The following is a 26,846-nucleotide window of genomic DNA, read 5'->3' as shown; positions in this document are numbered from 1 at the left end:
GTATGCAAAGGGAGCGGAAGGGATGCAACTTATGACGCAAGCATGCCATTTATGGCGCAATTTGTGCCGTATGCCGTGCTAAGTAATTGTTTATCTTTGCTTGTATCAGTAAGTAGCAAACCACCATGACACAAGACCAAAAAGGACTGAAATTTACCGATCAGGCCAAAGCCATTATTCTTGAGCATTTAAGTGATGAGAGCTTTGGAGTCTCAGAACTGGCATCTGCCATGTATATGAGCCGGTCGAATTTATTGAGGAAGTGTAAAAAGGAGACAAATCTTTCGGCCAGCCAGTTTATGCGTCAGGTGCGTCTTGAACAGGCCATGGAGCTACTCAAGGAATCTGACCTCACTATTTCAGAAGTTTCCTTTCAGGTGGGATTTGGAAACTCTTCCTATTTTATCAAATGCTTTAAAGAACAATACGGTGTTACTCCCGGTGAGGTAGGCAAACAAGCAGAGGAGATTACCCAAGAGATCAAAGTTCAAGAGAAAGCCATTTCTCCCACCTTTTTCAGACGTTACAAATGGCCTGCAATTGTAGGAACTGTGATTGCACTAGCAATTATCACCTATCTTTTAATCCCTTCAACGCCTTCAGAGGAAAAGACAAGACCAATCAACCAAGACTTGGAAAAATCGATTGCTGTGCTTCCTTTTAAAAATGAAAGCAGCGATTCCACCAACTTATACTTTGTGAATGGCTTGATGGAGGCCGCTTTGGGCAACCTTCAGAAAATAGGTACGCTGCGAGTGATCAGTAGGACTTCGGTGGAAAAATATAGACATTCCAATAAAAACATTGGGGAGATTGCTGCCGAATTGAATGTGAACTATATCGTTGAAGGCAGCGGACAAAAAATAGATGATCAAGTATTGTTGAACATACAGCTGATCGATGCCGCGACGGACACCCGACTTTGGGGCCAGCAGTACAGTCATGAAATTGTAGATATTTTTGCTTTACAGAATGAAATTGCCAAAACCATTGCCGATGCCATTCAAGCCAACATCACCCCTTCCGAGCTAGAGCAAATAGACAAGAAACCTACCAATAATCTCGTGGCCTATGACTATTACCTACAGGCACAAGAACCTTTTTTTAGAAGAACCACCGAAGGTCTTTTGGAGGCCATTCCTCTGTTTGAAAAGGCGCTAGAGGAAGACCCAAAGTTTGCCTTGGCTTATGCCGATTTGGCCATTTCCTACTATTATCTTGATTGGTTCAAAAAAGAAAAACAGTATACGGAACTTATCAATAACTACGCAGATAAAGCACTACTCTACGATTCCAAACTCACCGAAAGCCTAATCGCCAAAGCGCTATACTATGAACATATAGGCGATTACCGTTTGGCAGTGCCCCATTTGGAAAAAGCGCTGGAGTACAATCCCAATTCTTCTGCTGTGATGCAGTTATTATCCGGTCTGTATGCCAATTACATTCCCAATACTGGAAAATACCTGGAGTACGCCTTAAAAGGTATTCAACTGGATATTGCCGCCAATGATTCCATTGGCAAAAGTTATATCTATCTGCATTTGAGCAATGCTCTTGTGCAATCAGGATTTACAGACGAAGCACTGAGCTATATTGACCAATCCCTTGCCTTGTTCCCCGACAATCCTTACTCCCCGTATTTGAGGGCTTATATTCTTTACGCCAAAAACCAAAATCTCCAAGAGACCCTTCATGCCCTTAAAAAAGAATATCAAAAGGACACAACACGACTGGATATCTTACAGGAAGTAGCCAAGTTGCACTATTTCCAAAAAGACTATGATAATGCTTATTACTACTACAAACAATTTGACTCCATTAGGCAGGCCAGAGGTTTGGCTATTTACCCACAAGAAGACATCAAAATAGGTTTTACTTATGAACAAATGGGCCAAAAGGAAGAAGCTTCCAGATTGTTTGATTCTTATACGGCCTATTGCGAACAAGATGCTTCTATCTACAAAGATGCTAGTTTGGCTGTAAAATATGCCCATGAAGGTAATTTTGATCTCGCTATCGAGCATTTAAAGGCCTTCTCAACACAAGATCATTTTCAATACTGGATTGTCTTGTTCATGCGCTTGGACCCCGCACTACAAGCTTTGGAAGCGCACCCTGAGTATGGATCTGTCATGAAAAAGATTGACGAGCGGTTTTGGAAGAACCATGACGAGCTGCAAGAAACCTTGGAGGCAAAAGGGCTGCTTTAAACAATTTCCCAGTTTTGTTTAATTCCTTTTTCGAGAATACAAAAGCTCTAAAAGCAAAGCCATTTATGATTGGTTTTATTATTAAGAGAAATAACCTAAATAGCCTGAGAATTCATGATATAAATAAAAACAGCTCCAAAAAATGGAGCTGTTTTCTATTATTTGTGTGTTCTCGAAGTTGATACCAACTACAGCAAAACAACTAATCTAAAGATACCTTATTGCTTAGAAGCCTCTAAGGACACTTTACGAAACTCCTTCATTAACTTCGTCATTTCCAAAGTTGCTTTACGAGCTCTTGTTCCTGCCGCTTTGTTTCCATTTTCCAATTGTGCTGCTGCATCAGTTGAAAATGCTTCGAATTGTGCGCTGATTTGTTCTAAAAGTTCTTTCATAGATTCAAGGTTTAAAATTAATTCTGGCGAAAATAGCACTTTAAAGGCTATATACAAGGGATAAATCACCTAATTGCCTTTAAACCGTCTAGTATTTATATCACTTTTGAAGGGAGACATCGTTTTACCTTTCGAAAAATCACCTGCTGTCGTGAAAGTCGGTTTTCTTTACCTATCTTTAATCCAAGTAATCCTACAATGGAGACCTTACACAAGCCCCTTCCCAAAACTGATGCCTTAGCCAACCATTGCTTACAGAGTCTTAAAATTAGTACCCCGAATGAAACAAATAAAAATTGACACCGCCAATCCATCGACCAATTCCCCAGAAATTAAAAAAAAGAAGTCCCATCCGTTTTAGAGATGGTTCTGGCTCACGTTCCTTGTGGTTTCCCTTGCTTATGCATGGTATTCCTTTTATGTACCTTCCAATGATGTGGCCTGGGTAGACAATATGGTCTCAGCAAAGGAACTTGCCAATAATTCCAACAAGAACATGCTCTTATTTTTCACTGGAGAGTGGTGTGTGCCCTGCCGAATTATGAAACGTGAAGTTTTTGCGGATAAAGAAGTCATGAAAGCAATCAATTCGCAAGTTGTACCAGTAATGATCAATATCAACGACCCCAATGCAGCCGAAATTGTAAAGCATTATAAAATTGGAGGCACGCCAATAACAATTTTTACCGATCCTGAGGGAAAGGTACTTGATTACGCTGTTGGAAAGATTGGAAAAACGGAATTCCTCGAAATGCTTAAAAATTTGGAGAAGGTTGGCTCCTAATTATGGCTGAGTCTATTCGAAAAAACATTACTATTGCCGTATGGATTTCTGGGTTCGAAAATAGTTTTTTGGTTGGCAAATCGAGTTCTAAAACGTGTTCACTTTCGTGTTCTAATTTAAGTAATTCGTTCAAATTGGACATAAAAAAAGCAGTTTAGTGTGAACTAAACTGCTTATTCTGATGATTTCCAATTAGTAGCGGGAACTGGACTCGAACCAGTAACCTTCGGGTTATGAGTCCAACCCTCATTTTAACAACTATTGATTTTCAACAGTTTAAAAAACTACATTTTCCAAAAACATATGCATAATCTTATGCATATTTATATATAGTTTGAAGTTGTTTGTTAAACAAAAATTTAATACTCGAATATACAAATTTCATCCTCCCTTACCACATTTAATTCTTCTTATTTTATTTCTCTGTTTTCAAAGAAAGTACAAAAGAATAACTATATGTTTTTCCTAGCAATCTATATGCATCATGAGGTAAGGCTCCCCAACTATTGTCGCCTCCAACTCCTCTTTGGTTTAGATCAACATGTAGATATACCTTATCCTCAAAATGAACATCCGTAGCGTGACGCTGCGCTTTGGTTTTCCCTGGATCCAAGTACTCTGTAGACACTGGCAGCGCACTAAATCCAAGTGGCTGCATGCCTTGAATTTTCAACCCTGTACCATTGGTATTTGCCAATGTTAACCAACGTACATCTGTTTTATATCCATTTTCTTGAGGACGAATATACTCCCACACAAACTCATCTTCTGGAGTGCTTTTGTAGTTTCCTAAAAATGTCGCAGTTTTTCTATCGGAATAATTTTCCCATGGTCCACGGCCATAATACTTTAATTGGGAGTACTCTTCAGGAAGCTGCATACGCATTCCAAATCTTGGTAATTCAGGAAGTTCTTTACCGTTCATATCGATGGAAGCCGATACCTGAATATCTCCACTATTCAAAATCACATATGCAACAACGTAGGATACCTCAACACCCGCTAATTCATAGGTTGCTGTTATTGGCAATCCTAATTCGTTTTGCTTTCCAACTTCAACAGATAGTACCTTAGGCATCTTATGTGCTTCCTTCCAGACTCCTAAATGCTCAGGCATACCATTTCCAAAATCGTTATCTGTTGGAGCCCTCCAAAAATAAGGTTCGGGAAAAGCTAGCATTACTTCTTTTTCTCCCTTTTCGTGATAGGAAGTCAAGGTTCCTTTTTTAAGATCAAAAGCTCCTTCTACTGCTCCTGTTTCAAACGTCAGCACATCCCCATTTTTGGCATAAGTCAATTCCTTTTTGGGTGCATTTTTCTGAGATAGGTTTGCAAAGAAATCATTAGCACCTAACTGAAATTGCTCTCTTGCCAATTCAAAATTAGCAGGCACAAAACTAGAAGCCTTACTGGTTAAAGCATAAACATTCAGAAAATATTCTGCAGCATTGTCTACCTGAGGCAATTGAATTTCTTGAATGAGTTTATCTTGGGGTTTTCCATCTATTTTAAAAGTCCCTGTCTTTTCAATGTCTCCATTTCTCAATACTTCCCACTTAAAATCAAATTGATTCAAGTTGGTATAGAAATAACCATTTGAGATTGCGATTTTCCCATCCTGATAACCAAATTTGATGGGCTGGTATACTTTTTTCACCTCATAAATGGCTGGATGCACAACCCTATCGGCCGACACCAGACCATTGGCACAGAAATTTTCATCATTCTGAAGATTTTCACCTCCTAAATCTCCGCCATAAGCCCAATATTCCTGACCATTTTCTTCCGCCTTCAAACCTTGGTCAACCCAATCCCAAATGAAGCCGCCTTGCATGTGCGGACTATTGTCAATAATATCAAAATACTCTTGGAAATTCCCGTTACTGTTTCCCATCGCATGACTGTATTCACACATGATAAAGGGACGTTTTTTAGTTATATCGGCGGCATAAGATTTCATATAATCTATTCCCGGATACATTGGGCAAACTATATCCGTGTTGTCTTCCTCACCTGCCTGTTCAAACTGAACAAAACGGGTATCATCAAATGCCTTCAACCACTTATAGCCCTCATGGAACACTGGGCCATTGCCACATTCATTCCCCAATGACCATAAAATGATACTCGGATAATTTTTATCACGCTCGGCCATTCTTTTTATTCGATCCAAATGTGCTGGAGCCCATTCTGGCAAATAAGCGGGATGCACCGATTTGTCAAAATACCCCTGTAAGGTCGCTCCCATACCATGGGTTTCAATATTGGCCTCGTCAACTACATATAAACCATATTCATCGCACAACTCGTAAAGTCTGGTATCATGAGGATAGTGGCTCATTCTAATAGCATTGACATTGTGTTGCTTCATCAATTCCAAATCCTGTCTCATGGTAGCTTCATCTGGCGTATGCCCCTTTGTTCCGTGGTGCTCGTGAAGGTTGACTCCATAAACTGTAATGGCATTTCCATTGACCAAAAGCTGAGCATTTTTTATCTTCACACTTCTAAAACCTGTTTTACCAGAAATACGATATTTCTCTTTCTTTCCAAGGTTCCAAACTATATCATACTTATACAAATAAGGAGTTTCATCACTCCACAGATACACATCTTTTAAAACCGTTTTAAAGTGGATTCCGTTGTTACTATTCTTTAGGTTTTCTGTCTGCCTGAAAACTTCTTGTCCTTCCTGGTCAAACAAAATGAAAGAGACCTCTCCCTTCTTTATTTTTTTATCACCAAAAGCCCTAAAATCTACTTCAGCATCCAAAATCCCATCAGTGTAAGTATTATTTAAACCTGCCTTGATGAAGTAGTCCCAAACCGTCACTTCCGGTAATGCCTGTAAATACACATCTCGTTCAATACCACTCAAACGCCAAAAGTCCTGATCTTCCAAATAGCTACCATCATGCCAGCGGATTACTTGCACGGCCAGCAAATTATCTCCTGACGTTACATACGGAGTAATATTAAACTCTGCTGAAGTTTTTGAAGCCTTGGTCATCCCAACTTCCTCTCCGTTCAAGTAAATTCGTGCATACCCCGAAATAGATTCAAAATTCAACATGATCTCTTTCCCCTTCCAATCCTTTGGAATGGTAAAGGTCTTTCGGTAGGATCCTACGGGATTGTAATCGCCATCAATAAAAGGCGGATTCTTTGGAAAAGGATAGGTAACATTGGTATAAATAGGAATGTCATACCCCTGTAATTCCCAATTGGAAGGCACTTCTATATTGCCCCAAGAAGTATCATTCAGATTAGGTTCGAAAAAGTCAAGAGACCGTTGCTCTGGATTTTTAACCACATTGAATTTCCAATTCCCATTTAAACTTTTCACATAGGAAGAACTATTGGAATCTTTAGCATCAGCAACCACAAAATGTGCTCTCCCCTCTTCCTTGTTTCGGTCTATTACATTTGGATTTTCCCATTCGTTCTGCTGCTGTGCAAATGCGAACTGCACAAAACAGAATAAGCCCCATATAAAATGTTTTCTTGTCATAGTTTGAGTATAATAACTGTATTAATTGAATGCTTTAATTCTATTCTATTGCCCCTTTGAAGATCGTTTTACAAAAATCGGACTTTTATTTATTGGACACTAATCCAAACCTCATCATATTTCAATAAAAGCGAATAAAAATACACCTCAAATCTCCATTAGAATGTCCTAGTTGTACATAAAAACCAAAATACAAATCGTATCTTTACAGTCAATATGACCATAAGTTATATCTCAAACAACATATCAAACATTATCAATTTATTAGCTAAGTTCATGAAACGATTATTGCTGGCATTATTGCTTTCCATAGCAGCTATAACGGCAAATGCCCAAAACCAAAGTTACAAGCAAACAACCCAAGAAGGATATTACACCAACCCTATATTCCCTGGTGATTATCCAGACCCAAGTATTTTAAGGGATGGGGATGATTTTTACATGGTACATTCTTCCTTTGAATATTACCCAGGCCTCTTGATCTGGCATTCCACAGACCTCATCAACTGGCAACCAGTTACCAATGCCCTGAACACCTATGTAGGTTCCGTTTGGGCACCAGATTTGGTGAAATACGAAGACAAGTATTACATCTATTTCCCAGCAAGTGACACCAACTATGTAATTGTAGCGGACGATATTAAAGGACCTTGGAGTGCTCCAAAAGAATTAAAAATTACCATGATCGACCCCGGTCATATCACCGACGACCAAGGCAACCGCTACCTCTACTTCAGCAGCGGTAGTTATGTACCACTTTCCAAAGACGGTCTTACCGTGACAGGAGAACCTAAACATGTGTATGATGGCTGGGAAATTCCACGCGAATGGAGTATTGAATGTTTCTGCATGGAAGGCCCTAAACTGTTTAAACGTGGAGACTATTACTATCTAACTGTTGCCGAAGGTGGTACTGCTGGACCCGCCACTGGGCACATGGTGATTTCCGCACGTTCTAAATCCCCTTTAGGACCATGGGAAAATGCGCCTCACAATCCTATCCTTAGAACGCAATCTGTTGAGGAGCAATGGTGGTCCATGGGGCACGCCACGATTTTTGAAGATGGGCATGACCAATGGTATATGCTATTCCACGGCTACGAAAAAGGTTTTTACAATATGGGCCGCCAAACCATGTTAGTCCCAATTGAATGGACCAAAGATGGCTGGTACAAAATCCCTGACCATATCGAAATTAACAAAGTCATCAAACTTCCTAAACTTAAAAACAAGCTAAAGGACAGCTTTACCCTTAGCGACACCTTCAAAGGACCCGAACTGCAACCTCAATGGAGTTTCTTTAAAGGATCTGACACCAACAGGTATCAGTTTATCGACAACAGCTTAGAAGTTAAAGGTAAAGGCAATGGTGTTGCCAATTGCTCCCCTTTGCTTACCATGCCTGCCAACCATTCGTATACTGCAGACGTAGAATTGGAAATTGAAGGAGATGCCATAGGTGGCTTGGTGTTGTTCTACAACGAAAATGCTTTTTCGGGAATTCTTGCCGACAAAGAAAATGTATTGGCTAACCTTAGAGGCTGGCAGTTTGAAACCGAAAAACAGGTTCACACTAGGCATGTCTACCTCCGCTTGAAAAACACAAATAACTTAGTAGATATGTACTACAGTTTGGACGGTAAGGAATGGCTTAAAATTGAAAACTCATTCGATGCCACTGCCTACCACCACAATGTCCTAAGTGGTTTCATGGGACTTAGAATTGGCCTGTGCTCCATGGGAGAAGGCAATGTGCGCTTCAAGAATTTTGTATATACTCCAATCAAATAGACAATGGAAAAGCGCAGGTTAATTAATCTGCGCTTTTTTATTATTGGAAATCTACAAATTGTAAATCGTTTTTATTTTTCCAATCTTGCAGCAAGATCTTATTCGATACAATACCAATTACTAAAATTTCAATGTCACAAAAACATTTATTACTTCCCATGGCCTTGATCCTATGTCTATGGACAGTTGCACAACAGGCCCAAAACACCTTTATTTCAAATACAGAAAACCGAACCTTTACAGACCTCAACGGAAAATGGAATTATATCCTAGATCCCTACGAAACTGGCGGTATGGGAGGTCGAGCCATTTCCGACAACTACGAACCTACTGACAAAACAGGCCGTGTGGAGTATGGCTTTACTGAAGGCAGAACATTATATGTACCCGGAAGCTGGAATACCCAAAAGCCCGAATTGGAATATTTTGAAGCGGCCATTTGGTACAGAAAAACATTTGACAAACCAGACCTTTCTGCCAATAAACGCTATTTTGTCTACATAGATGCAGCCAATCAAACGGCCACCGTAACCTTCAATGGGAAAACATTGGGAAAACATGAAGGTGGTTATACTCCTTTCAATTTTGAAGTCACCGATTTGATGAAAGAAAAGGACAACTTCCTAATCATTGGCGTGAACAACAAACGAGATGCTGACGACATTCCTGCCAAAGTACATGATTGGTACAACTATGGAGGAATTACGAGAGGTGTCAAACTTATTGAAGTACCCAATACGTTTATCAACAACTATTTTCTATCGTTGGATCGAAGCTCCCTCGATCAAAAAACTAAGCATATCAATGGGAAACTGGAACTTACCGGTACCTCTTTACCCAAAAAGGCCCGCATCCTTATTCCTGAATTAAAAATAGACCAAGAAATTGATGTTAACCCAAAAGGAGCAACCAACTTTCAAGTGAACGTTAAAAACTTGGAACTATGGTCGCCTGAGACTCCTAAATTATACAACATCACCATTAAAGCTGGTGAAGACAGTATCAATGACGAGATTGGTTTTAGAACCATTGAAACCAGAGGCAAAGAAATCCTGCTAAACGGAAAACCTGTGTTTTTAAAAGGGATTTGTTTACACGATGAAAACCCACTTAGAAAGGATCGTGCCAACTCCATTGAAGATGCGGAACTGGTTTTGGGATGGGCACAGGAACTTGGTTGCAATTTCATACGATTGGCACATTACCCACATCAAGAAAAATTGGTGAGACTGGCCGATAAATTAGGAATCTTACTTTGGGAAGAATTGCCTTTATATTGGGGAATTCAATGGGAAAACCCTGAAGTGCTCAAAAAAGCCAAGGCTCAATATGCCGAAATGATCAACCGTGATTACAACCGCGCGAGTTCTATCATTTGGTCCATTGCCAACGAAACAGCACCTATCCCTTCAAGAAATGAATTCCTATCTGAAATGGCCGATTACATTAGAGGCATTGACCAAACCAGATTGATTTCGGCAGCCATTAAAAAAGACCAAGAATTAGACGGGCACCCGGATAGCGTTTACACCTACAACGATCCACTTATTGAAAAGTTAGACATTTTGAGCATCAACGAATATTTGGGATGGTACGGCGGATTGCCTGAGGCTTGCAGAACCAAATCCTTTACCTCTGGATTTGAAAAACCAATCATTATTAGTGAGTTTGGCGGTGGTGCGCTACAAGGGTTTCATGGAGATAAACGTACCCGCTGGAGTGAAGAATTCCAAGAAGACCTTTACAAAGAAAGCATCGCCATGTTTGACAAAATTGACGGCATGGTTGGAATGACCCCTTGGATATTAGTAGACTACATGTCACCTTTAAGACAATTACCCGGTATTCAGGATGGCTGGAACCGCAAAGGTTTAATCTCTGAAAAAGGAATCAAAAAGAAAGCTTTTTATGTACTTAAAGAATATTACTCAAGAAAGTAAAATTGCTCTCTTAAAGACAAAAAAAAAAACCGATTGCCAAGATTTCGAAGCAATCGGTTTTTTGTTTTATACGAAGCTATATTTATTTCCGAAACTTTAATTTCGATTACATCTTATACCCCGGTTTTTTATATAATATGTCTTGATTACCCAGGATATCATTTGGGCACACATCATCTTTCCAAGTTTGAAGTGAAAAATCTTCAATACTTACCGAATAGGATTTGTCTCCATAACCAATAACACTTTGCGCTGCTTCCATAAGCGCTTTGGTTAATTCCCGCTTTTGTTCCTCACTTTTACCTGAAAGCAATTTTACTTGAATATGTGGCATCGTTCTATTTTGAGTATTGCTCGTCCGAAACCTTTTCCATCCATGCCACTACCTCTCCATTTACTTCCTCTTGAATGGCTATATGGCTCATAGCTTTGGTTGCCGATGCTCCATGCCAATGTTTTTCGTTCGGCTCAAAATACACGATATCACCAGGGCGAATTTCCTCTATTGGCCCACCTTCTTTTTGAATCCACCCCAATCCAGTTTGCACAATCAAGGTTTGTCCAGCTGGGTGTGTGTGCCATGCCGTTCTTGCCCCTGGCGCAAAGGTTACAAGCGCTGCGGCACCTTTGGTGACGTTTTCAATATTTTGATATAAGGGATCTACAATGACCTCTCCTGTAAACCAAGCATCTGGTCCTTTCATGGATGGGATATCTCCGTTTTTATAAATTTTCATGATAGGTTATTTTATTGATTCATATGATATTGTTCATCGCTCACAGCTTCCATCCAGTTTACAATTCCTTTTTCGGTATTGGGCACTATATACATTTGCTGCAATCCTTGATTTGGACTTGCTCCATGCCAATGCCTTTTGTTTGGAGGACACTTCACCACATCTCCTTTTTTCATTACTTGTATGGATTGTCCCTCTATTTGATGGTACCCCACACCATCTGTAATGATCAATATTTGCCCTCCAGGATGTGTATGCCAATTACTACGAGCCCCTGGCTCAAAATACACATTACCAACTAAAGTGGTATAGGTAGAATCCATTGGCACCAACCCATAATTATAGGCATTTCCTGTAAAGAATTTTTCTGCCCCCTTCTCCCCTTTAGGAAAAATAGGAACCTCTTCATTTTGGCTTCCACAGCTGTTCAAAAAAAAGCCATGACACCACATATGACTAAAAATCGTTTCATCTTTATTTAAGGTTTTTAGTAAAGAAGGCTTCCAACTTATCAAATGGAATCACATCCAGTTGATCATATAAATCGGTATGTACTTTCCCTGGAATAATCATCAATTCCTTAGGTTCTTTTGCTGCTTTATAGGCATCTTCACTAAAATAGCGCGAGTGGGCATTTTCTCCAGCTATCAGTAATATAGGTCTTGGGGAAATCTCTTCAATATACGTCATAATTGGCATATTCATCAAAGAAATTGGCGTTGTTTTCGTCCACGAACTATTTGAATTAATGGATCTTGGATGGAATCCTCGTTCCGTTTTGTAGTAGTTAAAATAGCCTTGAACAAACTCAGGCTCTCCTCCTTCCAATTTTTCCGGTAATCCCATCCCTGATAGTTGAACCGTTCCGTTTTCGGCATCTACCCAACGTTGTTGACTTAGTTGCTCTAACATATCTGTGCGTTGCTCTGGTGTCATAGAGTCGAAATACCCTTTTGAGGTTACTCTGGACATATCATACATACTGGTTGTTGCGACGGCTTTTACACGTTTATCTACCGCTGTAGCATTAAGCGCAAATCCTCCGAAGCCACAAATACCAATAATTCCTATTTTTTCTCTATCGACCTTATCCTCCAATCCAAGAAAATCGATCGCTGCACTGAAATCTTCCGTATTGATATCTGGTGACGATACATGACGAGGTTCTCCGCCACTTTCTCCTGTATAAGACGGATCAAAAGCTAACACCACAAATCCGCGTTCTGCCATTTGGTTAGCATACAAACCTGAAGCCTGCTCCTTAACAGCTCCATAAGGGCCACTAATGACCAATGCTGCCAATTTTCCTTCTCTATTTTTAGGTGTATATAAATCACCTGCAATTGTAATTCCGTAACGATTTTTAAATGATACTTTTTCTCTGATTACCTTATCGCTCAGTTTGAACGTATACTGTTCTGTTGCTGTACTCATGTTTTTAAAATTTTGATTTGACTTTGTTTGACCAAATACCACTGTACTCATAAAAAGTACTACGAGTAATACTTTATGTTTCATTCTCTTTTTAGTTTTAAATTGATTTCATAATTTTTGCTGGAATCCCTGCTACCACTGTTCTGTCTGGAACATCTTTAGAAACAACTGCTCCTGCTGCAACCACCGAATGCTCACCTACAGTTACTCCTGGAAGAATAGTTGCGCCAGCTCCTATCCATGCATGTTTTTTAATATGAATTGGCTTACCAATTAGTGCTTCTCGTAATTCAGGTTCAATAGAATGGGTTTCAGATAATAAATTAACGCGAGGGCCAATCATCACATCATCTTCAATGGTTATACCACCCAGATCCAACATTTGACAATTTTGATTAATAAAGATATTCTTGCCTAATTTTAGGTTTTTACCATAATTGATACTGAAGGGTGTGTAAATTGTAGTAGAAGCATCTACTTCTTGTTCTATTATACGACCTAAATGCTTTCTGATATCATCAAGTGATTTGGAAGCGTTCAAGTCTACTAGTAAACCAATCGTTCTTTCTGATTGTTCTGCAAGTTGATAAAAGGCTGGATCATTGAAAGACACCACTTCACCAGACCTTATTCTGTCAAAAATATTTTGGGATTTAATAGGTTCCTTTTTTACACTCATAATCTTTATTTAAAAATTATGGTACAAAATTACTCCTGAAGAAGTCCTAGGGGTTAACGATAATCAAACCAAAAATTAAGAAATTCAAACAGCCTCCATCCTAAAGGTCTTAGGATTGGTTCCTGTTTGTTTTTTAAAGAAGTTATTAAAGTAGGTAGGGTAATCAAAACCTAACGCATAGGCAATCTCACTTATATTCCAATTGGTATGTTGTAACAAAGCCTTGGCCTCTTGGGCAATCCGTTCTGAAATATGGGCAGACGTAGGTTTTCCTGTTACTTCTTTTACTGCTCTATTTAAGGAATTGGCATGTACCGAAAGGTTCTCTGCAAAATGTTTAGCCGTTTTTAAGCCCAATGGTTTATCGGCGCTCTCTACAGGGAATTGCCGTTCCAACAATTCCAAAAACACCGTAGTCAAGCGCTCGGAAGCATTCATGTGCTGCTCGAAGTTTTTTGAAGGCTCCATTTTTAAGGCCTCATGAATAATTAAATGGATGTAATTTCTAATTAAATCATCCTTATGAGAATAGTCAGACGACTGTTCCTCAATCATTTTCTCAAAAATGGCATTTAAAAATTCACGTTGTTCCTTAGAGATTTTCAAAATGGGGGTTCCCCCCAGTTTAAACAAGGGGGATTGCAGGATACTTTCCGAACGATCGGACAACTTCAAAAACTCTTCTGAAAACAAACAAGTATAACCTACATAGGTTGTCGATAAGGTCTCCCAAGAATATGGAATATGGGGATTTCCGAAGAACAAAATAGTATCATCTGCCTCATAACTCTTATCCGAGTAATGAATAATACTCTTCCCCGTGGTTAAACAGATTTTATAAAAATCCTTGCGACTGTATACCTTTGTCGCATTGCTATCCTTCTCTATCTGAAAAACATTAAAGCCTTTTAACTTAAGTTCGTTGTTGAACTCTGATACCGATCTTTGAATTGCATCTGCCATACTGCAAAATTAAGAAATTCAAACTATTCTTTTTAAAACAACAGAAAGAAAGCTGTACTATTACTTCATAAGGATTTCTTACCTTTAGCACTGCATAAAACCGTTCAAACCAACGAGGCTCACCCCTTGTTATATTCAATGAACACTATACAATTACATGTCTAAACTACACCACATCAAACTAGCCATTTTTAGTCTAATGATTAGTTTCTCCCTCTTCGGACAAACAGCACCAACCACTTTTGACAACCCTATTCTTCCGGGGTATCATCCCGACCCGTCCATTTGCAGGGTGGGTAACGACTATTATTTGGTAAACTCCACCTTTGTCTGGTTTCCGGGCATCCCCATATACCATAGTAAGGACTTGGTAAATTGGGAACTTATTGGGCATGCTATTGACCGCCCAGGTCAAATGAATTTCGATAAGTTACCAGATATGCTTGGCCTGTTTGCTGCTACCATTAGGCATCACGATGGTGTGTTTTATATCATCAATACTTGTGTAGGTTGCGGGATGAACTTCTATGTAACCGCGACCAATCCTGCAGGGCCATGGTCCGATCCTAATTGGCTGCCTGAAGCCGATGGCATTGACCCTTCGTTAATGTGGGACGATGATGGCAAATGTTATTATACAGGAGTGGTAGGTGCCGAAATTCCAGAATGGAAAGACCAAGGGGTTATTTTTACCCAAGAACTGGATTTACAACAAAAGAAATTGGTAGGCGAACGCCATAACGCTACCTACGGCCATGCCAACAATGCCTCCTATTCCGAAGGACCACATCTATATAAAATAAACGGCAAATACCTCTTAATGATTTCTGAAGGAGGCACAGGTATTTACCACGCCCTTACCGTACACCACAGCGATTCTGTATTTGGTCCCTACACCACAGATTATATCAACCCAGTGTTGAGTCACCGCCATTTAGGACAGGATTACCCTGTGCATGCTATTGGACATGGCGATTTGGTACAGACCCAAAACGGCGAATGGTGGTGTGTGATGCTAGGCAAACGTCGTCTTGACCGTTTAACCACCCTTGCTAGAGAAACCTTTTTGGCCAAAGTAGAATTTGATGAGCAAACGCCTGTATTTAATCCAGGGGAAGGCAAAGTACTCATGACACAAACCCGCCCCAATTTACCTTGGACCCCTTTTGAAAAACAACCTGCCAAGGACGAATTTAATGGTGACAAACTGGATCTAAAATGGTGTACCATTCGCATACCTAAAGAGCCCTTTTACACTGTAGAAAAGGGAGCAGTAAACCTAAATTTACGCAAGGAAGTTATGGACAGCCTTGTCAACTCTTCCATTTTGGTACAGCGCATTGAACACCATAAATTTGAAGCCTCCACCAAGATGACTTTTAAAACTTCCCAAACCAATGAACAGGCAGGTTTAACAGTATACAGAACCAATGAAAATCACTTCAACCTTTTAAAAGACAAGAATTCCTTAGTATTGACCAAGGCTTTTAAAGGTGAACAAACCGAAATAGCCCGTATCCCTTATAAAAACAAAGAAGTCTATTTCCATGTAGAAAGCAACGATTTGGACATTCAATTTAGCTATGGAGAAACTCTAGACGCCCTAAAACCTATTGGAGACAAACAAAACCTAATTGTGATTGCAGACCTTCAAGGAAATGCCATGTTTAATGGCCCAGGGATAGGCATGTATGCTACCAGCAATGGCAAGGCCTCCAAAAACAAAGCGGTTTATGATTGGTTTTATTATGAGGGGAAATAAACGTCACGACGTTAGCGTGTAATACTAAGAGTGTATGTCATAGAAAAGCTGCTCCTGTTGGGCGCGTTTCATTTTCCTATTGTCTCAAATGAAACCTAAATAGAACCCATCAAAACTCAACAATACAATAACCATATTGTATCACAAATAATTAAACTGTTGCAACAGTTCAAATTTGAACACCAACAGATAACTATGGCCATTTTGCAAGGCCTTTGAGAGTAAATCAACAGTTCAAAAAACAAAAAATATTTTTGTGATAATTTTTTATCACAAAAATATCACAGGAATTATTACGCCCCCTACCTATCCCATAATGTTTTTAAGCGAGTTCCGTATACTCGACTTTTTCAATAATACCAGGCACATCGCTATCCACTTTTGGGCTGAAGAGGTCTTTGCTCACCGAATAGGCATCGAGGCGCTCTTCCGGAAAAGTATAGTTAATTATGTCCTTGATGTCGGATTGAGTAAGGTCCATAGACAGCCAGTTATGAGCATAATCGGCTTCGAGTATCAATGGTTGCCGTTTTTTCTTATTATGGATTTTGGCAAACAAGGGAGAGGCTTCCCTAGTTAGGATTGTGAAGGTAATATAGGTACCGATAAGGGTATACAGGCCTGCCAATGCCAAGGGCTTGTTTTCTTTTTCCCTAAAGTAAAAAGGGTATTTTTTGCCTTTGTGGTCGTGAGGTTCGAAAAAGCCAGATACAGGAATAATGCACCTTTTTCCCATAATTGATTCCTTGTAGAGAAAGTGCTGGAATACTTTTTCGGAACGGGCATTTAAGCCAGCCCCATAGGCCACAGATTCTTTATAATAGGGTTTAATTTCCTCTACTGTTCTATCATTTGGAACGATGCCCCAAACCCCAGGCGCCAAGACAGCCGAATTTTCTTGGGGAATGACCAACATATTGGGATGAGAAAAGCCATTGTGATGATAGTGTGGCTGGTTAAAATAAGGCCGTAAGCTTTCATCAGCTAATTTTACCTTAAAATTCCTTTCTAAATTTTCCGGCTCTTGATATGTACTAACATGGAAACACATGACTTAAATTTACTAAAAATAACCGTTGCGACCATCGTTGCTTAGAAGCCCCCTTAAGTCAGTTTACGATATCGGTATAAATAAAGTTGGCCGAAAATTAAAAAGACACAAAAGCACTTCGTGAAGGGAGGCAATTAAAAATACCATCCAACTATTAATTTCCAACTCTAACATACAGCATTTCAAAATCACTATCGGTCCATTTTATTTTTAGCGTATCATTTACCGAATAAGTAATGGTGCCTTTATGCTTAAGCCCCTTATGAAATACCGTAATTTTATTTTTTTCCAAACTATAAGGATTAAGACCTCCTCCATCAGGATCAACCACATTAAAGGATGTTGCCGATATGTGAAAATCCGCAAAGGGAGCGGTTGGATCCTGGGACCAAAGACCAAATATTTTTGTTGTGTCCACTTCTAAATTCCGAAAGACCGTTCTTTCAGGTTGTTTAGTGTATTGGATTTCACTCTCCCCTTTACTAGGTTTAACAGCATAAACATTGTTTGTATTGGCATTTTTGCACGAAAAGGCACTTAAGATAAGTACAGAGAACAGTATGTAAGTAATTTTTTCTTTAGTCTTAATCATAAAAATAGTTTGAGCCAAAGATTATCAATTCTTAAACTTTGCTAGCCAATTGTATAGTTTCCGCATAAAGCCTCCCCCTTCAATAATTTTATCCCTATGGAGCTTCACAATCAACCTATTTCCCGCCGCATCCAAAAAGCGGTAGGCCACATAGCAAATTCCATCCTTGTGCTCATTTAGAATGTTGATGCAATCAAGCCCCAACGCCTTTTTGGGGGCTTCGAAGGTTTTTGAAAGGTGTCCTGTTATGGTATCCATTATGGTTTTCTGGTGGTCCTCAAAAAAGTGAATGGCGTTTAACTGCTCGTCTTCCATATCGTGCAAAAAACTAACCGCTATACTGTTAGCATACATATTGGTATAACCATTAGTTTCTTGGGCAGGAATTACAGCCGTAAATTCTTCATTGAGTTGCCTAAAGCCTTTAAGTGCTTCAACCTGTATATAACTGTCATAATCCCGTGTCTGCATAGTATTTCTGTCGATTTTATCTAATTACCGGTAAAACCAAGCATTCCATAAATACGTAGAAACACGGATACCGTTCTAATAAATAAGGCCTTAAGTTTAGGGAAAATTAATTATTTTGTAGGAATTATTTCGTTAATTTGCCTCAAACCCCAGGAATCTCCCCAAACTTAATCGACTTACAATCTATAATAACCAATAATAATTTATTTGGTACAACTATTAAACAATAATTTTAATGCAATCTTTTCTGACCAAACAAAGCAAATACTTTTTTACTATCCTTTTTCTCTCTCTATTACCTTCAATCTCCTTCGCTCAGTTCCTAACTGCAGAAAATAATGTAATAGAATCCAACAGATCAGCTAACGAAGGGACATATTCCTATAGCGCCACAGTAAAAGTAAGAGCTAACAACCCAGGTAAGAATGATGTCCGGTTACAATTTTCAATTATCTCATATCAAATAGACCGTTTCGAATTCAATGGTGAACATTATGAAGATTTATATCCTGAAATATTTCCAATCAAAATAAGTAATATCAGAAGTGATTTAGAAGCAATTGTTACGTTTGGATCACGTAATAATAATTTCTATGAGGTTGAAAAAACAATACGCGGTGTAAGTTCTGGTGCGTTTGATATCACACATTTGACAAATACTGAAGTCCAAGAATTAGCGGATCGTTTGTCTATAAAGAACAGTACAGAATTTTACCTTTTACCTTTTAGTTTCAGAAATTTATTATTAACCAATAGTTATTTCGAAGAACTCGACAAATTAAAAACAAGAAGAAAAAATGACTTATTAAAAGAGAAAAAGGAGGAACAAATAAAAAAAGTTGAGGAAAAAGAAAAACAAACCCAGAAGAAAATAGTCGAACACAATGAATATATGGCCGAACAAGAACGAAAGGCCAATGAAAAATTAAAAGAACTTGAAATTGCTGCGGAGCGCGATAGAAAAAATCAGGAACTGGCCGATCTTAATGCTAAGGTTGCCTCAGGACATAGAGCTACCAATGCAGGTTATGAGCAAACAGGGGCTCAAAAAGCGCAGCAATATATTGACCAAATGAATGCTGAATATGATGTACTTCAAAAATCCTTAAATACTTCGATTTCAAAATTCTTTAAGGAAAATGTCAAACAAGAAAATAACGCATTAGAAAAGTATGCAAAGGCTGAAGCAGGTTATGAAAAAGTCAATCTAGAAAGAAAACGTAGAAATCGGCAAGTTGAACCAATACGATCCTTACTGTCCATTTTATATGAAGGGGAAATAAATTACGAATTGATGAAACAACTTGATAGTGGTAATGTATTTATACAATTAATTCAATTGTCCACTAAATCGGGGTCAACTGTATATGATTATACTAATGCAGCACAGAAATCGTATGTCCCTTCTGTTGATGATTTTATTACAGATGTATTACCAGCATACTATGTTTATAGTTCAGATGTCATAACTATCCCTATAAAAGAAATTAATTCCCACCAATATTTGTTCAACAACTACGTATATGACATCAAAGAAAAAAGCAGATATAGCAAAAATGGCTATGGCGTTTTTGCCAAAGTGTTCTTTAAGCAAGAGCATTTAAATAATTACATGAATGCACTAAATAAAAATTATGATCCAACCTCAGTTTTAGATTTTAGAATAGACAATAGTAAGTTCTACTTTGAGTCGTTTGAGAGCTTTGTTTCTAAAAATTTAGAAAAAGAGAGGCAATATAATTTGCGTATTGCTCAACAAAAACTATATGAAAATGGAACCACAACAAAAATCTATGAAAATGGTGATTTTTATGAAGGAGATTTCAAAGATTATAAGCGACATGGCTATGGGAAAATGGTGTACAAAAACGGTGGTATTTATGAGGGAAAATGGGTGGAAGGTTATAGAGATGGACAAGGGATCCACAAATTTTCTTATGGACACGTTTATAATGGTTTGTGGGTAAAAGATGAAAGAAACGGCCAAGGAAAAATGACCTACCGAGATGGACGAGTTTATGAGGGAGGATGGAAAGACAACAAAAAAAATGGTTTGGGCACTTTAAGATCGCAAAATGGGGATATTATTTTTCAAGGAGAATATCAGAATGGACAAAGGATTTCAGGAACCAGAAGCAGTTATGATGGAGTCTATGAAGGCGAAATGGCTAATGGTGGATTTGAAAATGGTAAGGGAATCATGAAATATTCAAATGGAGATATTTATGAAGGGGAATGGATAAACGGAAGGAGAAATGGCAAAGGGATAATGAAATATTCAAATGGAGATGTTTATGAAGGTAAATGGAGTGATGAAGGTAAATGGAGTGACGGTTACCAGCACTCTACCGGAACAATGAAATATTCAAACGGAGATATTTATCAAGGTAAATGGGAAAAGAACCAAAAGTACGGAAAGGGCACAATGGAATACTCAAACGGAAATGTTTATCAAGGAGAGTGGGCAAATGATAAGAAAAGTGGCGAAGGAACAATGACCTATGCAAATGGTTCTGTATTCGAAGGCCTATGGAGAGCGGGAAAAAGAAGTGGAATAGGGATAATGAGAAATTCGAACGGAGATTTATATATAGGGGAGTGGAAAAAAGATAAGCGAGACTACTGGGGGTATAAATTACCTACGGATGGGAATATTTATGAAAGCTATTGGGAAAATGGTGTGATGCTAGAAGAAAACCTAATTTTCACTGGAGCTCGATTATTAGACTCTCTAAACTTTGAAAACTGGTTAAAAAAAAAACTCGCTCACATCACATATAGGCCAAAGGCAGGAGTAATTGACATTAGTCTCTGGGTTACCATAGATGAACAAGGAAAATTAAAAATAAAAAAACATTCTAAAGATTATTCAATTGAAGCGGGGGGTGAGACCTATGTTGATGATAAATTAACAAATAAAATATTAGAAACAGTTAAATCTTCTCCTTTATGGACTCCGGGAAACTATAAAGGCAAAGCTACTAGTGATTATCAATACATTAAAATTAGCTGTAGCAAAGATGGACTTGATATAGAACACAATAAAAATATTAATGGGGGGTTGATTAGAGTAAGTAGATTTAATACACTTCATAGATTTATTTATGCAGGTGAATCCCATAAAGGTCTACGTCACGGGAATGGAAGGCTTCTAAAATACTCCGGTTTTGAAAGGTTTATGTACGATGGTGAATTTAAAAACGATTATAAGGAAGGGAAAGGAACTATGAGTTATCCAAATGGAAATATTTATACAGGTGAATGGAAAAAACACCAAATGCACGGAAAGGGCACCATGGAATATTCAAATGGAAATGTATATGAAGGAGAATGGAAAGATGGAAAGAGAAATGGCTTTGGAACAATGACCTATGCAAACGGAGAAGTTTATAAAGGTGAGTGGAAGAATGGAAAAAAACAAGGCTAATAGTTATTAGCACAAACATAAGATGCTACAATGATGGAATGTGGGACATTTTTCTATCATTATAGAAAATCAATTTTACCCTAACCCGATTTAAAACCATGAAAAACCTAATGTTCCTTATCACTATCTTTTTGAGCCTTCAAGCAAAGGCTCAAAAAGATGATACCTTTGAAAACCTTTGGTTTGCTTTAGAACATCCCAAAGAGGTGTTTACTTTGGATCTTACGTTTAGCACAGACTATACTCCTGAACAGTTTGAACAAATAGGGATCTTTGATTCGCTCACCTCCTTATACCTTGGTAATGGAAAACTTGCAGGCCTGACAAAGCTACCTGATAGTTTTTCCAATTTGAAACACCTAAAAGAGCTTAAAATTATTGGAGCCCCAGAACTGGATTGGGAGCAGGTGTTTTTACAACTTCAACAATTTAAAAATCTTGAAAAACTCACCATAAGCGGGAATAATTTTGAAGTCCTACCAAGTACCTTCCCTACTGCTATTCCCTTATCATACTTAGATATTAGTGATAATCGTTTTGAGACATTTCCAATGGCCGTACTAGAGTTTAAGCAGTTAGCGTATTTGGATATGGAAAACAACGGCTTAAACGCACTGCCTAATGAAATCAGCAAACTACAGAACCTAACAATCTTAAAGCTGGGAGGCTATACAGCCAATAACCTCACCCAATTACCAAAATCGTTTGGGCAATTGAACAATCTCAAAGAACTGCATTTAGGGGAAAATAAATTAGAACGATTGCCTACAAGTTTTTCCAAACTAAGCAATTTGGAAATTCTTATCCTGTCATCGAACAAGCTCTCAGAACTACCCAAAGGTTTTGGCAACCTAAAGAACCTTAAGGAACTGTATTTGGGAGCCAACCAGTTTACTTATTTACCTAAGGACATTGTGGATTTGGAGCGTCTTGAAATTTTATGGGTGCCAGAAAACAACTTGAAAGAACTCCCTAAGGACTTAGGAGATTTAACCTCATTAAAAAAAGCAAGTTTTATTAAAAATGAGTTGGAAACATTACCCCAATCCATCGCCAAGTTAACTAAGGTTGAAGAATTCTTTTTTTATGACAATCCTATAACTATCAATCAACCTAAATGGCTGGTTGAATGGCTAGACAAGTATTATATATATTACACTTTTTAGCCATCATCATTCCTATCCAAAACTAACAGAACTACGTATTAGAACCCCATTTAACAACAACAGAAATGCAAAAGCACCTACTTATTTTACTTTCCCTTTTAATGGTACAAACGGCTTTTGCAAAATGCACAGATGGAGGATTTCAATTTTTTCCATCGCAAAAGGAAATCAGCATGAGCTCCATGTTTATGATACAAGGCTATGCTAAAAGTCAAAAGCAAATTCTTGAGTTTAAAAAACAAAAAGTCTTCTTGCTAAGTGAAAACGGAGATTTAGTAGAGTTAAAACTTCAAAAAATCCTAGAAGGGCAGAAAGGCCTCACCCAAGCCCTCTTCAAACCAGAAAAGCAACTAAGCCCCAACACCATTTACTACCTAAAAAAACCAAACACTACTGGCGAAGATGAGTTTTTCACACAATGGTATCCCGATACAAAAAGGACAGAAAAAGTACATTGGATCACTAGAGAGATTACAGCATGCGACCCCTTAGATATAAATCTCAATATTGCATTTGAAAAAACAGAAGTCAAACAACTTGGTTGCGGCCCTTCTGTAAATGCAATTTTCAGTCTGCAGCATAATTCAAGATCCGAAATATGGTTTAAAACGGAAGTTGTCAATCTAACTACCACTAGAACTAGTACCTACTACATTACAAACAGAAATAACAAACTACTGGTGGGACATGGCATGTGTGGAGGCGCATTCGAGTTCGATAGATTCAGTAAATATAAGGTTAGATTTACTCCAATGAATACGGACGGCTCCTCCATCCCTCCTACGGATTGGTTTGAATTTGGAAATCCCCATTGGAGTGACAACTAAAGATTTTAAATAAGAGAGCTTTCAAATTAACCTTTCCATAAAAACATTTTGTATCACAAAAAATAAACCATTGCAACAATTCAATTTTGAACATTGACATTCAATTTATTCCATTTTACAAGGCTTTTGAGACATAATCAACAGTTCAAAAAACAAAAAATATTTTTGTGATAATTTTTTATCACAAAAATATCACAGGAATTATCACAAAAAAATCTGAGACAAAATTTAGCTTCTACTCATATCAATAGTGAAGGTTCTTATCCATCCCTCGTTTAAGAAAAAGGATTCCAACACACTAAAATTAAATTTACTTGAACCAGAGCCCGAGTCCGAAAAATAATAGCTTTGATAAGTCCATGTGTCTTTCTTTTTAAGTTCCAAAAGCTCTAGCAATACCTTATCGAATTCCGCACTCAATTCATCGGACACATGATCACCAACTTTCTTTAACGTGGCTATATACGTTTCAACCTGCTCCCGATTTTCCTTTACGCTCCTATCAATACGCAAGCTATACATCCAAATGATGAGCTGAATGAATTCCTTTGAAAACAGAAAATCTTCCCGCTCAAATTTCCCGAACTCCTCTTCACAATAGGTTCCATCATGAACCTGCTGCAATACCTCCCTAACATATTTGGAAACGGTGATATTACGTTTTTCAGCTCGTGACACTATTGTTGCCTTGAGTTCTTTTGGAATTCTAAAATTTAAGCTCTCTTCTTCGTTTTGAATCTTTTTCTTTTTAGCCATATATCTTAATTGGGTATATCGGTGGTTTCCTCCCTAAATTTAACTTTGAAGATTTGGGCGAGTATCTGTTCTTTTGCATTGAGCATCGCTCGCTCTTTCACCTTGTCCAAACGCTGTTTCCTCTCATCATTTTTTGTAACTTTCTCGGGCTCCTTTGGAGGCAATGCTGGCACTACTATTGGCGTTTTGTTTTGAACCAATTGTTCCTTCCATCTCTCTATAGCTTCACGACGAAGTTCATTTATATCATTCTTATCCATGACATAACTTCCAAAATGGGATTTGAACTCTTCAAAATGATCCTGAAAACTCTTGAGCTGAAATGCTATCGCCCTCTGTTGATCCTTGGTGATTTCAGGGATATCACGCTGCCAATTGTCAAGAAACCATTGGCTCATCAATACACAGCCCTCAACCTGTTGCCCATACTTCTTCAAAAGATAGCCCAGGCTCTCTTCCCCAAGCTCACCTTTCAGTTCCATTAACTTGAACAGATTATCACTGAGCAACATGGATTTGGACATGATGTGGTAACAGGCCAGTTTATCTTCTACAAAATAGTTCGAGCCATTGTTTTCTATCAAGATCAATTTATTGGCATGGTCCTCCCAAAGCCCCTTTCCTTCTTCATCCAAATACTCCGAGAGATTCTTTGGCAAATAAAACACCAAAGACCTTAGAAGATTTTTTCCAAGATCCAAAAGGATATCTTCCATAGACTGTACACCCTGCATATTTAATTCTTTAACATTTCTGAATAATCACTTGGCAGTTCGGCATCAATATCCCTTAAATATTTTTCAAGAGCAGCCATAGAGGTATGCCCTGTAATCAACATTAGATTCCCCTTTGCAGTATGTGGATTTGTCTTTTGGGACATTTGTCTGTATAGTTTCGTAATAAAGGTATGCCTGAAGCTATAGATTCCATAGTCTTCATCAAAACCAAACTCATCCTTAACAACCTTCTTGAAGCGTTTGGTAAAATAACCTCTCTTTTGGTCGGGAGTGATATCCCAAACACCTCCCATCCCATTGGGAGTAAACAGTGAATCCTTCTTTTTTAGGCTGGAAAGGTCAGGCAGTTCATCAATGAGTATATCAGGGATGATCTTTGTTTTTAAGGGACTGTTTTTAGCCTTAAAGCTAAGGGTCTTGTTCTTCAGGTCAAGATCACCAACTTTTAATCTACACACCTCTATTGGGCGCATAAAACTATAGGAAACAAACTTGATAAAATGGAGCAACAATGGATCGTTGTCTTCAAGATATTGGAATATCCCCTCCTGTTCTTCCCTGCTATAGGTTTTGTTCCTTTTGGGGTCTGTTTTGAGCTTTTTGATGTTCTTTACAAAATTGTTCATCACCTTATCGTTGCTTTCAAGGGTTCCCATCATACTGCTCAAACTCGCCCTGTAATTGTTATAGTTTCTGGCAGAGGTTCTATCGAGTACATCATTCAAAAACTCCAGAACAACCTTCTTATCGAGTTGGGCAATATATTTGAGTTTGGGATGATTCTCCCCAACCCATCTCCTGAACACACTCAGATGGTTCTCATAAGACCTCAAACTGCTCTCCCGTAGCAAACGCTTCTTTAGGTTCAGATCAAAATCAAGGGCCTCTATGAACCCCTCACCTATTTCGGTCTCTTTGACCTCTTCAGTAGCTTGAGGGACTTCTACAGGCAAAACAGTTTTTACCGTTTCCTCTTTCACTTCTGGGATTGGCTCTTTATTTACTACAGCTTCTTTGCCATCTTCACTTGCATAGAAACGCTCGGTATTGTCCTCATAGGGATTGTAGCCTTCCGATAAAAGTTTGCTGATGACTTTACTGTAAATTCCCAAAGCTGCCAAGCGCTCTTCCTTGGTCTTATACTTATTGGCATCGCCATAAAACGGGGTCTGCATTTTGAGCTTCCCAGATTGGGGATCTCGATAGGAAAAATAGACATACCATCTTTTCTTGAGGTCGCCTTTTGCTGTGTAGATTTTGGGTTTGGAATACTTTTTTTTCAAGGACAAATCATATGCATTTCCATATGCACTTTCATATGCATTGTTGACAAGGTCGGTAAAATTAGGCATAAAAAAACGGTTTGGCAACTCCAAACCGTTTGTTATACTTGACTTTTGTCCTTTGTAGCGGGAACTGGACTCGAACCAGTGACCTTCGGGTTATGAGTTTGAAAACTGCCCCGAATTTTAGCGCTATTGATGCTATTTTTTGCTAAACCGTGTACGCAATCGTGTACTCTGGTTTATATCAAATTTCATCAAAGATATGCATAAAAATTCAACCTTGTATTATACTGAAATAGGTTGACCTTTTTTCGGTTGATTTTC

The 26,846-nt window shown here is 38.5% G+C and carries 22 protein-coding genes; 8 read left to right on the top strand and 14 right to left on the bottom strand.

From position 1 onward, the window contains the following. Window positions 1-125: 125 nt before the first annotated feature. Entirely contained in the window at window positions 126-2,213 is a 2,088-nt protein-coding gene (locus tag BKM32_RS12080) for a helix-turn-helix domain-containing protein (RefSeq protein ID WP_076664036.1), read from the top strand. Window positions 2,214-2,431: 218 nt separating this feature from the next. On the opposite strand, the gene BKM32_RS12075 is transcribed toward BKM32_RS12080, so the two are convergent. After that, complete coding sequence (locus tag BKM32_RS12075; RefSeq protein WP_076664035.1) at window positions 2,432-2,608, bottom strand: histone H1; 177 nt, start codon at window positions 2,606-2,608, stop codon at window positions 2,432-2,434. 385 nt (window positions 2,609-2,993) lie between these two features. On the opposite strand from BKM32_RS12075, the gene BKM32_RS12070 reads away from it, so the two are divergent. Then, window positions 2,994-3,392, top strand: a complete 399-nt coding sequence (locus BKM32_RS12070; protein ID WP_253187460.1) for a thioredoxin fold domain-containing protein — start codon at window positions 2,994-2,996, stop codon at window positions 3,390-3,392. A 415-nt stretch (window positions 3,393-3,807) separates the two neighbouring features. On the opposite strand, the gene BKM32_RS12065 is transcribed toward BKM32_RS12070, so the two are convergent. Continuing rightward, complete coding sequence (locus BKM32_RS12065; RefSeq protein WP_076664034.1) at window positions 3,808-6,903, bottom strand: glycoside hydrolase family 2 TIM barrel-domain containing protein; 3,096 nt, start codon at window positions 6,901-6,903, stop codon at window positions 3,808-3,810. A gap of 276 nt (window positions 6,904-7,179) precedes the next feature. Between BKM32_RS12065 and BKM32_RS12060 the strand changes: the two genes are divergently transcribed. Next, a complete protein-coding gene (locus tag BKM32_RS12060; RefSeq protein WP_076664454.1) occupies window positions 7,180-8,694 on the top strand; it encodes a family 43 glycosylhydrolase in 1,515 nt (504 codons plus the stop codon). A 131-nt stretch (window positions 8,695-8,825) separates the two neighbouring features. After that, window positions 8,826-10,634 carry a glycoside hydrolase family 2 protein gene (locus BKM32_RS12055; protein ID WP_076664033.1) on the top strand — a complete coding sequence of 603 codons (1,809 nt, stop codon included), beginning with the start codon at window positions 8,826-8,828 and terminating at the stop codon, window positions 10,632-10,634. Between the two features lie 106 nt (window positions 10,635-10,740). On the opposite strand, the gene BKM32_RS12050 is transcribed toward BKM32_RS12055, so the two are convergent. From BKM32_RS12050 to BKM32_RS12025, 6 genes are all read right to left on the bottom strand, one after another. Further along, window positions 10,741-10,968 carry a tautomerase family protein gene (locus tag BKM32_RS12050; protein WP_076664032.1) on the bottom strand — a complete coding sequence of 76 codons (228 nt, stop codon included), beginning with the start codon at window positions 10,966-10,968 and terminating at the stop codon, window positions 10,741-10,743. A 4-nt stretch (window positions 10,969-10,972) separates the two neighbouring features. Further along, window positions 10,973-11,371, bottom strand: coding sequence for a cupin domain-containing protein (locus tag BKM32_RS12045; RefSeq protein ID WP_076664031.1), 399 nt, complete (start codon window positions 11,369-11,371; stop codon window positions 10,973-10,975). Window positions 11,372-11,382: 11 nt separating this feature from the next. Beyond that, the gene (locus BKM32_RS12040) at window positions 11,383-11,802 is read right to left on the bottom strand and encodes a cupin domain-containing protein (RefSeq protein ID WP_253187459.1); all 420 of its coding nucleotides are present in this window, start codon (window positions 11,800-11,802) and stop codon (window positions 11,383-11,385) included. Window positions 11,803-11,845: 43 nt separating this feature from the next. Then, window positions 11,846-12,805 (bottom strand): alpha/beta hydrolase, encoded by a 960-nt coding sequence (locus BKM32_RS12035; protein WP_253187458.1) that lies wholly within the window; start codon window positions 12,803-12,805, stop codon window positions 11,846-11,848. Window positions 12,806-12,902: 97 nt separating this feature from the next. Then, on the bottom strand, window positions 12,903-13,484 hold the full coding sequence (locus tag BKM32_RS12030; protein WP_076664028.1) for a sugar O-acetyltransferase: 582 nt from the start codon (window positions 13,482-13,484) through the stop codon (window positions 12,903-12,905). An 84-nt stretch (window positions 13,485-13,568) separates the two neighbouring features. After that, window positions 13,569-14,447: an AraC family transcriptional regulator gene (locus BKM32_RS12025; RefSeq protein WP_076664027.1), complete on the bottom strand. Its 879-nt coding sequence runs from the start codon at window positions 14,445-14,447 to the stop codon at window positions 13,569-13,571. Window positions 14,448-14,604: 157 nt separating this feature from the next. On the opposite strand from BKM32_RS12025, the gene BKM32_RS12020 reads away from it, so the two are divergent. Further along, window positions 14,605-16,209 carry a glycoside hydrolase family 43 protein gene (locus BKM32_RS12020; protein WP_076664026.1) on the top strand — a complete coding sequence of 535 codons (1,605 nt, stop codon included), beginning with the start codon at window positions 14,605-14,607 and terminating at the stop codon, window positions 16,207-16,209. Window positions 16,210-16,531: 322 nt separating this feature from the next. On the opposite strand, the gene BKM32_RS12015 is transcribed toward BKM32_RS12020, so the two are convergent. The 3 genes from BKM32_RS12015 to BKM32_RS12005 all read right to left on the bottom strand — a co-directional run bounded on the left by BKM32_RS12015 (window position 16,532) and on the right by BKM32_RS12005 (window position 18,323). Beyond that, window positions 16,532-17,260 carry an SOS response-associated peptidase gene (locus tag BKM32_RS12015; RefSeq protein ID WP_076664025.1) on the bottom strand — a complete coding sequence of 243 codons (729 nt, stop codon included), beginning with the start codon at window positions 17,258-17,260 and terminating at the stop codon, window positions 16,532-16,534. A gap of 154 nt (window positions 17,261-17,414) precedes the next feature. Continuing rightward, entirely contained in the window at window positions 17,415-17,852 is a 438-nt protein-coding gene (locus BKM32_RS12010) for a hypothetical protein (RefSeq protein WP_076664024.1), read from the bottom strand. Between the two features lie 24 nt (window positions 17,853-17,876). Continuing rightward, window positions 17,877-18,323, bottom strand: a complete 447-nt coding sequence (locus BKM32_RS12005; protein WP_076664023.1) for a hypothetical protein — start codon at window positions 18,321-18,323, stop codon at window positions 17,877-17,879. Between the two features lie 235 nt (window positions 18,324-18,558). Between BKM32_RS12005 and BKM32_RS12000 the strand changes: the two genes are divergently transcribed. From BKM32_RS12000 to BKM32_RS11990, 3 genes are all read left to right on the top strand, one after another. After that, window positions 18,559-21,750 carry an MORN repeat-containing protein gene (locus BKM32_RS12000; RefSeq protein ID WP_076664022.1) on the top strand — a complete coding sequence of 1,064 codons (3,192 nt, stop codon included), beginning with the start codon at window positions 18,559-18,561 and terminating at the stop codon, window positions 21,748-21,750. A 98-nt stretch (window positions 21,751-21,848) separates the two neighbouring features. Next, window positions 21,849-22,916: a leucine-rich repeat domain-containing protein gene (locus BKM32_RS11995; protein WP_076664021.1), complete on the top strand. Its 1,068-nt coding sequence runs from the start codon at window positions 21,849-21,851 to the stop codon at window positions 22,914-22,916. Window positions 22,917-22,981: 65 nt separating this feature from the next. Next, a complete protein-coding gene (locus BKM32_RS11990; protein ID WP_076664020.1) occupies window positions 22,982-23,743 on the top strand; it encodes a hypothetical protein in 762 nt (253 codons plus the stop codon). Window positions 23,744-23,971: 228 nt separating this feature from the next. Here the strand turns inward: BKM32_RS11990 and BKM32_RS11985 are convergent, their stop codons facing one another. The 3 genes from BKM32_RS11985 to BKM32_RS11975 are packed head-to-tail and all read right to left on the bottom strand — an operon-like array spanning window position 23,972 to window position 26,588. Next, window positions 23,972-24,499, bottom strand: a complete 528-nt coding sequence (locus BKM32_RS11985; RefSeq protein WP_076664019.1) for a hypothetical protein — start codon at window positions 24,497-24,499, stop codon at window positions 23,972-23,974. A gap of 5 nt (window positions 24,500-24,504) precedes the next feature. Continuing rightward, window positions 24,505-25,233, bottom strand: coding sequence for a hypothetical protein (locus BKM32_RS11980; protein WP_076664018.1), 729 nt, complete (start codon window positions 25,231-25,233; stop codon window positions 24,505-24,507). A 2-nt stretch (window positions 25,234-25,235) separates the two neighbouring features. After that, complete coding sequence (locus BKM32_RS11975; RefSeq protein ID WP_076664017.1) at window positions 25,236-26,588, bottom strand: tyrosine-type recombinase/integrase; 1,353 nt, start codon at window positions 26,586-26,588, stop codon at window positions 25,236-25,238. Window positions 26,589-26,846 lie beyond the last annotated feature (258 nt).

Source organism: Mangrovimonas sp. DI 80, assembly GCF_001975575.1.
GTDB classification, from domain to species: Bacteria; Bacteroidota; Bacteroidia; order Flavobacteriales; family Flavobacteriaceae; genus Mangrovimonas_A; species Mangrovimonas_A xylaniphaga.
Note: the sequence above shows the minus strand (reverse complement) of the source record. Positions and strands in the feature narration are given on the sequence as shown.